Source organism: Burkholderia sp. MSMB1078WGS (assembly GCF_001528895.1).
In the GTDB taxonomy this organism is placed as follows: Bacteria; Pseudomonadota; Gammaproteobacteria; order Burkholderiales; family Burkholderiaceae; genus Burkholderia.
This window is the reverse complement of sequence record NZ_LPDI01000007.1, coordinates 1-1844: the sequence shown is the minus strand read 5'-3', so window position 1 is coordinate 1844 and position 1844 is coordinate 1. Positions and strand designations below refer to the sequence as shown.

Genomic DNA, 1844 nt, shown 5'->3' with positions numbered 1-1844 from the left:
GTGTGCGCCCAGCATGGGCGCATTCCTGCGGGTGGAAGTCCCGCCATAAGCTGATCACGGCAAATGAAGTGAAGCGCAACTGCATGAGGGTGACCGAGTGTGGGAAGGAAGCGTGGAGCGTAAATCGCGAGCCGATGGACAAGAACCGTATAGAAGGCGCTGCCGAGCAGGGCGAGCGGGCACGTAACCGCGAAGCTCTCGTGATCAAGGCGAAGCGGCGTAGATGCGGCGGTTGTGCGATGAAGGAATGCGTTCTTACCTGGGGAGATCTCGCCTCACGCCTGAAAGGGCGACGGCGGCAAGCCGGAGCGAGAAGTCAGCAGAGGCCGTAGTAGCTGCCGGTTGTGGGCGAAGGGCCGAACGAGTAGGAGGGCCGAAGGCCGTGTCGCTCGAACGTGCAGTGCATCAGAAGCCCGCGAGTGCGGGGCGCAACGCGGGAGGGCGAGGTGAAGCCGAGCCTGAAGTAGTGCGTGATGAAGCGCGGCCGGCGCGATTCGAAACCGGAGGTTCAGGGCGAGATGACCTGCTCTCGCAGGCGCTCGCGAGAGCGAATCTGGTGATGGCGTGGAAACGCGTCAAAGCCAATCGCGGCAGTGCCGGGGTGGATGGGAAGTCGATTGCCGAGACGGCGGAGTACCTGAGGACGCACTGGCACGGGATTCGGGAAGCGTTACTGGACGGCAGTTACCGGCCCGCGCCGGTAAGGCGCGTTCAGATTCCGAAAGCCGGAGGCGGGATGCGTGAACTGGGGATACCGACGGTGACGGATCGACTGATCCAGCAAGCCCTGCTGCAAGTTCTGCAGCCCATTATTGATCCCACCTTCTCCGAACACAGTTACGGCTTCCGGCCGGGACGTCGAGCGCGTGACGCGGTGCTGAAGGCGCAGCGTCATGTGCAGGATGGTTTGCGGGTGGTAGTCGATGTGGATCTGGAGAAGTTCTTTGATCGGGTCAATCACGACATTCTGATGGAAAGGCTATCGAGGCGGATCGCGGACAAGGCCGTGCTGCGGCTGGTCCGTCATTACCTTGTGGCCGGAATCATGGATGGCGGGGTGGTCATGGAGCGTCACGAAGGTACGCCGCAAGGCGGGCCGCTGTCGCCGCTGCTGGCCAATGTGCTGTTGGACGAGGTGGACCGGGAACTGGAGACGCGAGGCCATCGCTTCGTGCGCTACGCCGACGACTGCAATGTGTACGTGCGCAGTCGCCGCTCGGGCGAACGAGTGCTGAATAGTTTGCGCAAGCTCTACGATCGACTCCATCTGAAGGTCAACGAGGCCAAGACGGCGGTTGCACAGGCGACCGGTCGCAAGTTCCTGGGCTATGAACTGTGGCTCAGTGCGGGCGAGCGGATCAAATGCGCGGTGGCCCGAAAGGCACTGGAGACCTTTAAGCAACGCATCCGAGACCTGACCGGCCGCCTGGGAGGGCGGAGCTTGGCGGAAGTAGTGGAGCGCTTGAAGGCCTATATGCCGGGTTGGAAGGCGTACTTCCAGCTTGCCCAGACGCCGCGAGTGTTCCGTGAACTCGACGAGTGGATCAGGCACCGGTTGCGTGCGATGCAGCTTAAGCACTGGCGTCGGGGCACGACGATGTACCGGGAGTTGTTGGCGTTGGGTGCCTCGAAGGAGGATGCCTACCGGGTGGCGGCGAACAGTCGGCGTTGGTGGCGAAACAGCCGCTGGCTGCTGAACCGTGCCATGCCGATCGCCTACTTCGACCGTCTCGGCGTGCCTCGACTCTCATGACCTCAACTGCTCGAACCGCCCGGTGCGGACCCGCATGCCGGGTGGTGTGGGAGGGGATCGGTCAGACTCTCTGACCGCCCCTATCCCGATC

Annotated in this window: 1 protein-coding gene; it reads left to right on the top strand. The window is 62.9% G+C overall.

Annotated elements, in window-relative coordinates:
* Positions 1–382: 382 nt before the first annotated feature.
* Positions 383–1753, top strand: coding sequence for a group II intron reverse transcriptase/maturase (gene ltrA / locus WT24_RS02050; protein WP_060030818.1), 1371 nt, complete (start codon positions 383–385; stop codon positions 1751–1753).
* Positions 1754–1844: the final 91 nt, after the last annotated feature.